At 40.3% G+C, this 6,486-nt stretch carries 8 protein-coding genes; 2 read left to right on the top strand and 6 right to left on the bottom strand.

The window, feature by feature from the left end; translation table 11 throughout:
- From GC093_RS08170 to GC093_RS08145, 6 genes are all read right to left on the bottom strand, one after another.
- Nucleotides 1–468: GrpB family protein (locus tag GC093_RS08170; protein WP_171651374.1), on the bottom strand; the 468-nt coding region annotated here is incomplete at its 3' end.
- 152 nt (nucleotides 469–620) lie between these two features.
- A complete protein-coding gene (locus GC093_RS08165) occupies nucleotides 621–1,151 on the bottom strand; it encodes an NUDIX hydrolase (protein ID WP_281365197.1) in 531 nt (176 codons plus the stop codon).
- A gap of 255 nt (nucleotides 1,152–1,406) precedes the next feature.
- Entirely contained in the window at nucleotides 1,407–1,838 is a 432-nt protein-coding gene (locus GC093_RS08160; protein WP_171651372.1) for an NUDIX hydrolase, read from the bottom strand.
- A gap of 116 nt (nucleotides 1,839–1,954) precedes the next feature.
- Complete coding sequence (locus tag GC093_RS08155; RefSeq protein ID WP_171651371.1) at nucleotides 1,955–2,383, bottom strand: GNAT family N-acetyltransferase; 429 nt, start codon at nucleotides 2,381–2,383, stop codon at nucleotides 1,955–1,957.
- 539 nt (nucleotides 2,384–2,922) lie between these two features.
- A complete protein-coding gene (locus GC093_RS08150) occupies nucleotides 2,923–3,366 on the bottom strand; it encodes a cell wall hydrolase (RefSeq protein ID WP_171651370.1) in 444 nt (147 codons plus the stop codon).
- Between the two features lie 230 nt (nucleotides 3,367–3,596).
- Nucleotides 3,597–4,370 (bottom strand): DUF3888 domain-containing protein, encoded by a 774-nt coding sequence (locus GC093_RS08145; RefSeq protein ID WP_171651369.1) that lies wholly within the window; start codon nucleotides 4,368–4,370, stop codon nucleotides 3,597–3,599.
- A gap of 210 nt (nucleotides 4,371–4,580) precedes the next feature.
- On the opposite strand from GC093_RS08145, the gene GC093_RS08140 reads away from it, so the two are divergent.
- The gene (locus tag GC093_RS08140; protein ID WP_246313941.1) at nucleotides 4,581–5,414 is read left to right on the top strand and encodes a lipase family protein; all 834 of its coding nucleotides are present in this window, start codon (nucleotides 4,581–4,583) and stop codon (nucleotides 5,412–5,414) included.
- Nucleotides 5,415–5,813: 399 nt separating this feature from the next.
- Nucleotides 5,814–6,260, top strand: coding sequence for a GNAT family N-acetyltransferase (locus GC093_RS08135; RefSeq protein WP_171651368.1), 447 nt, complete (start codon nucleotides 5,814–5,816; stop codon nucleotides 6,258–6,260).
- Nucleotides 6,261–6,486: the final 226 nt, after the last annotated feature.

Raw genomic sequence — 6,486 nt, 5'->3', positions numbered from 1 at the left:
ATGTTTAGCTTTCGTATATGCCGCTCTATCATTAGGATATTCCTCAGCAAGCTTCTTCTTCAAGTTACAGTATTGTATTAATACATCTGGATGAGTTTTTAAATAATCTCTAAACAAAATATTATTATTCCAGTCTTCACCACCAAATTTATACATATGCAGATGATGTGTGCCAGCACCTCTTTCACCTTTTCTAAAAAACCTTCTATTTGGAAGTTCCTTGTGAAAAACGTGCTCATAGTTAATTTTGTGTAATGGTTCAATGAATTCATCTACCTTGTTTAAATCACTTACTCCAACCATAAAATCAATAATCGGTTTTGCTGCTAATCCTTCTACCGATGTACTACCAATATGTTCAATTCCAAGGATTCTATCACTTAATTCTTCTCTTACTTTCATAGCTTCTTTTTGATATTGAAAAAACCAATCCGAGCTATACTCCTCAATAACTACGCTTTTCTCCATATACGCCTCCAGAAAAATGAATATTTCATTTATTTTAACACTTTTTTATTTCTATGTGGTTGAACATAACTGCCCGTTACTTGAACAGGCTGCCGTTTATGACGGCAGCCTAGTGTCGATGTGCTATCGTTCCTCGATAGAGTAACCATTTTCTATAATATAAGGTGTTCATCCTTTAATTTTTTTAATACAATATCGTGTGTAGGGAAAGCCAAAACCGGCACTTCATTAAAAGAGAAAAATTCCACTTCCTCAATATCATCTCCCGCAACGAGCTTACCATCAATCTCTTTTACTAGAAACCAAATAATCACATTTTGTTGTTCGAGATTATGTATGCTACGAAATTGATCGTATATACAGCCATAATCTGAAAGTAAGGTGTATATCGTTGTAATAGTTATGTTTAAACCCGTTTCCTCTACAAATTCTCGTCGAGCAGCCTCATACACATCCTCATCCCATTCAACGTAACCACCTGGAAAGCACCACTGCCCCTTAAAGCTCCCTTGCCGTCGTTTGCCAAGCAAAACTTTCCCATCCCTGATTAGGATTCCCATGACGCCTACCGATGGATTTTGATAAAAGATAAACCCGCATGAGGTACATACTGGCTTCGATATGTCCCTATTTTCGTTCAGACTCAACGTTCCACCACACTTAGGACAGTACTTATACCTCATAATTGACACAACTCCAATCAATCAATATATTGGATAACCACTTCTTTTGATTGTATCCTATGAAGTTGGAACCATCTAATATCAAGTTGTGAATGAATCATTGCGACCATAAGATGATTGGCAGCTATGGCTTCTATTGTAGGATTCTGCCCGTTACTTCAACGAATCCAGGGAGCAACTGCCTCTTGGCGATCTGCTCCCTGGCTATTACGCTATCGTTCTTCGTTAGTTGAACGATCTATGTAAAAACATAAATTATTCAAACCACTGCTTTGGTCCGATGATATGGAATAAATGATCACTATCAGTATTCAAAGCATCCTTTATACGTGAAATTGTAAAATCACTAATTGGCTTAGGTAAATCGTCCACATTGAAAAACTTACATTCTGTTACTTCCTCCGCATCTGGCTGTGGTTGCTGATCGTCGACCACCTTACAAGCGAAAACAAAGTGATGCATATCATTAATGGGTTCATAATACACGCCAGTCAAACGACCTACAGTAGTCTCAAGCCCCGTCTCTTCAAGCACTTCTCTCTTTGCGGTATTCTCCGCAGACTCATTTTGCTCAGATAGCCCACCAGGTAGTTCCCAGTTGTATTTTCCGTAGTTATGTTTTACTAAAAGAATTCGCCCTTCTGAATCCATAATGACCGCAGCTGCTCCTACTGGCTTTTTTGACATATCCATCCCCCTAAGTAATTCCACTTGTAAAAATGTTCCATCTAAATAAACGATAAATCTTCTAAATTTGTTTCGGAATTAATTAAAGTATTCTGCCCGGTAGTTGAACAAGCAATTCATAAATATTTTTTGAATCCCTTACTTACTGAGCCGCTGAACCCTTCTCTTTCAAAGAATTGATGTGCTCTTTGGCGTGTGGAATTACTTAAAAGCATAATCCTATGACAATCAATTGATTTGCAGTAATCCTCAACATATTGTAGAAGTTTTTGTCCAATATTTCTGTTCCTATGATTTTCATGAACAATTACATTCTCCACCACTCCATATGGTCTAAAGCCATGTAAAACCTGCAAACATATGTTTAACGTAACCGTCCCTAATATTTCTCCATTTTCCTCGTATACAAGTAAAAAATTGTTTGGATCTCTTCTAATGGTCTCAATTTGTTCTTCGAAAACATTCATTTTCTTACTGTTTGGTACTAACATTCTATAGAGCTCGAATATTTGATCTTTATCTGATCTTTCAGCTTCTCGAATCATAAGTTTTTCAACTCCTTTTTAACTGGATCAATAAATAGTATTCGTCCTCTATAGATTATTTCCTTTATTTGTAACTATCCTACCCGTTACTTTAATAAACAAAAACGAGGAGATGCCATGAGACAAGCTCCTCCACTATCGTTCCTAGTTAGTTCAATCTCCGACAACAACTTATTCTCCATCGTGATTTTCCTTTTTTTAACTTTCTTTCCCGTTCATTAAACAGGCTGCCGATCGGCAAAGCTCGTCGGGAGCCGGACAATGTTCTTGACATTGACAAATGACAAGAACTTGATCCGATAATAAATAAAGCCCGCAATTCAAGTAGACTTCATTCGGCTAATGTTCTTGTCATCTGACATCGGACGGCCTGTTACGTGGGTATAGTTTCCGAATAATGACCATGAAAACAACTTTATTCCACTAAACCCAAAAAATCCGCGATTTACGCGGCACTTAATGAGATAAAGTTCTTGTCAACCGACACATGGCTGTGACAAGTCAGGTTAAGAGATCCTGAACTCTTTTCGTTGATAAAGTTAAAACGTATTATATACATTTTCACATTCTTTCGCGGTCGGTTCATAAAAACAGTGCTTCTTCCATCGTCCTACGAACGGCTGATTATACCAAGTTGGCGGACATGGTCCGGGATTTTCGAACGTTCCTGGACGGAAATACCATAGGGAGAATTTGCCTGGCCAATTCCGCTCCCCATTCACAGTCCGTTGCGCCAGACGGCGTTCCCTCTCTCTTGCGTTTTGATAGTACATACCATGTTGCAATGCTTCGAACGCATGCGGCTGGTTGATCATTTGGGGAATTGTCCGGATTCCTTTAAAATCGGAGCAATTCGCTCTTATTCGGTTAATGCCAACATTTCCAACAAGGAGCATGCCCATTTCGCCTTCGGTCTCAGCTTCAGCTCGAAGCAACCTTGCCAACATATCAATATCCTGTTTCCTGGCTTTTACGACTGCCATTGGCTCACCTCTTTAGATTTCTAGACTCATCATATTGTAGGTGAAGCGGATGTGTTACTCTGGCAAAATAGAGAGCGAAATAAATAGCCGTTCCACCACACTCTTCTGCCCATTACTTCAATGAAATCAAAAAAAGAGCTGCTTTAATGCAGCTCCTGCGCTATAGTTTCCCGTTAGTTGAATCAGCAAGCTGGCAGATCAGAGCATAATAAGCAGTAAGTAAACTGCACTTATTCGCTACTTAATTGTTTATACATGTACCATAGAAGGTCTTGTGGCATTTTCTTTCCATGTTTACTTTCCTTCTTAATTACCCGCCAGTTTCCTTGAGCATCAAGTAAGGTATAGACATAGTTTGTTCCGTCGGACTTTTTGAATAAAATATTTGCCCTGTCATCTTTTACGAAAGTAATTGGATCAATGAAATTCTTATAACCTGTACCTGCTTTATAGTCCTTCATTAGTTCTTTCTTAATTTCATCGCTTATTTTATAAAGGGATTTGAATCGTCCTTGCTCGGACTGATACGCTAATTGTTGATACTCAAACCTTTCAAATGAAGATAAGTCTATATTAAAGGTTTTTAAAATGTCTTCAAGGACTTCATTCTTAAATTTCGCAATTTTGAGTTCCCATTCATCGCCTTTGTGTTCATAGTTCATAAGCTTAACCCCTGTGGGACTAACATTAAAGGTGATTGTTTCAGTACCGAAAGGATTAGAATGGGCGTGTTCAAAAGTCGTAACTTCTAACTTTACAATGAATGAATACCCACCTTCAGATTCCCTTTTTATATCCAATACTTTTGACCAAAATAAAGCAAATTGTTTGGGATAACCATAATGGTGAATGATGGCATCTTTTATGTTTGGGGTAAGTGTTGTAAGCAAAGCATCATTAGCGATTTTTTCTTTCGATTCTTGTGGTTCAGCAAAAACAACAGAATACGTCGATGACGCAGCAATAACGGACATCAGCAAGACTAACAAGCATGTTTTTCTCATAAAGCATCACCTCTTACGTTATGCTTCCCAATAAAAGGTAATATATGAAACACAGTAGTGACAAATTTTTCAGACGTTCCATTTATTGAAACCGTTGCGCTAAACTGCCATTTAGCCTAATTAAATTCCTCCTCTGGAGCTGAGGGGACGGGTAGCGCGGCCTGGCTTGAATCAAAGGCGTCACTAAGTTAGGCATATGCCCGTGGACGTATGCCCATCATTTTCATATACATACATAAAACATGTGTGAGCAGAAGAGGGAGATCTATGAGCAAGAATCTGTTCGATATCCAGACCGCCATTTTATTGTCCGCACTTTGCAGCCAAAGCTATCAACAGTTTGAAAGCGCCGATGGAACCTTTGTTCTGCCGCGTCGTTACCAGTTGGTTACGGAATTTGAAGCCGCGTCATTTACAGGCAGAAAAGAACCGTTCGGCTTTATCGCCGAGGCAGCGGACCGGATCGTCCTTGTGTTTCGCGGAACGAATACCAAATCGGACTGGATATCCGATGCAATCGCCAGACAGAGCGCGTTTCCCTATGCGAAGAACAGCGGCTCCGTGCACCAGGGGTTTCTCGGGATTTACGAATCGGCTCGTCAATCCGTCTTGTCAGCCTTGCAGTCTCTTTCCCGCCATAAGCCGCTTTATATTACAGGGCATAGCCTTGGCGGTGCGCTTGCCCATCTATGCGCCGTTGACACCGCAGTGAATAGCGGCTTTAGCGATCCTATCGTTTATACGTATGCTTCACCTCGTGTGGGGAACGCTGAATTTTCCGGCACCTTCAACCAAATATTCGACCGGCATCGAATTCACAACCCGTTCGATCTCGTCCCGCAGCTGCCGCCCATTCTCTATAAATCTCCGAAAACAGGCCAAACCTACACCTATTTACACGCAAAAAAAAGCCGTGAGCTGCCTTTCCAAAAGGGCTCTGTCGCCGCCAATCACGAAATTGCCAACTACTTCACCGAGCTTGCGCTGCAGGATCCAACTTATGCGCAGCTGCTGTGCACGGGCAATCCCGGGTTGTGTCCATAACTCCAAACCAATGTTCTTGTCACCCGACAAATATATTGTTTCACATTATTGCGAGAACAGGGAGCTCGCCTGGTCGTTCCTGAAGCTGTTAGCCCTTCCCGGAGGAGGCCTCGAAAAGCTGTGGTCGGTGATCAATCTGGCGGCATCGCGCACAGCGGTGGAGCGCAGTGGATAGGCGGCATATCCACTCTACTCCCCTTTTCTCAACCCTTTGCTTTTATTAAATAAGTGTTAGACAACTATAAGGCAATCTGTTGACTTGGAAAATAAAGAGTCGTAGACTTCCTCTTAATATTGAACTAATGTTTTCCATTAGTTGAATGCATCCACCTTAATAATATTGAATATTTATACATTGCTAAGTATATTTATTCTATATTAAAAACGGGAGGGTTTATAATGTCACTTGTCTTAAGAAATGCCGAGCCTGATGATTTGAACGGTTTGACCGAGTTAATGTACGAATACATAGTTGGTTTTTATCAGAAACCTAGACCAGCCACTGGAAAAATTCATAATTTGATTCAAACACTTTTAGAGAAGCAAAGTGGTATACAATTTGTAGCATTACAAGATGGAAAGTTAGTTGGTTTTGCTACATTATACTTTACATTCAGTACTATGAAGGCAGATAAATTTACAGTAATGAACGACCTTTTTGTTCTTGAACAATACAGAGATACAGAAGTGGAGTCAAAACTGTTTTTAGAATGTCAAAGGTACACGCAGGATCATGGATATGTACACATGTCCTGGATAGCGGCTACTGATAATAAACGAGCTCAACGTTTTTTTGATAAAATGGGTGGTATTCAAGGGGATTGGGTTAACTATTCAATTATCTAAGTAGTAGTGACCCTCTAATATTGAGGGTCTTTATTTTGCTAATGTACCCGTTAGCCATACATGCAGTGCAAGCACCGCACCACAGATGACGAAAATGGGTTAAGGAATCCGTCAATACTGCTACTATGGCTGGGAGAGGAAGGTCGATAAGCTATGGTGCCTTAGAGCCCATCCGTTAGTCTGACTCCAAAGACCTTGGTGCATCACAGATTGTCGCTCCTTTTTG

This window comes from Paenibacillus foliorum (assembly GCF_013141765.1).
Taxonomy (GTDB): domain Bacteria; phylum Bacillota; class Bacilli; order Paenibacillales; family NBRC-103111; genus Paenibacillus_S; species Paenibacillus_S foliorum.
This window is presented reverse-complemented; position numbering and strand designations above follow the sequence as displayed.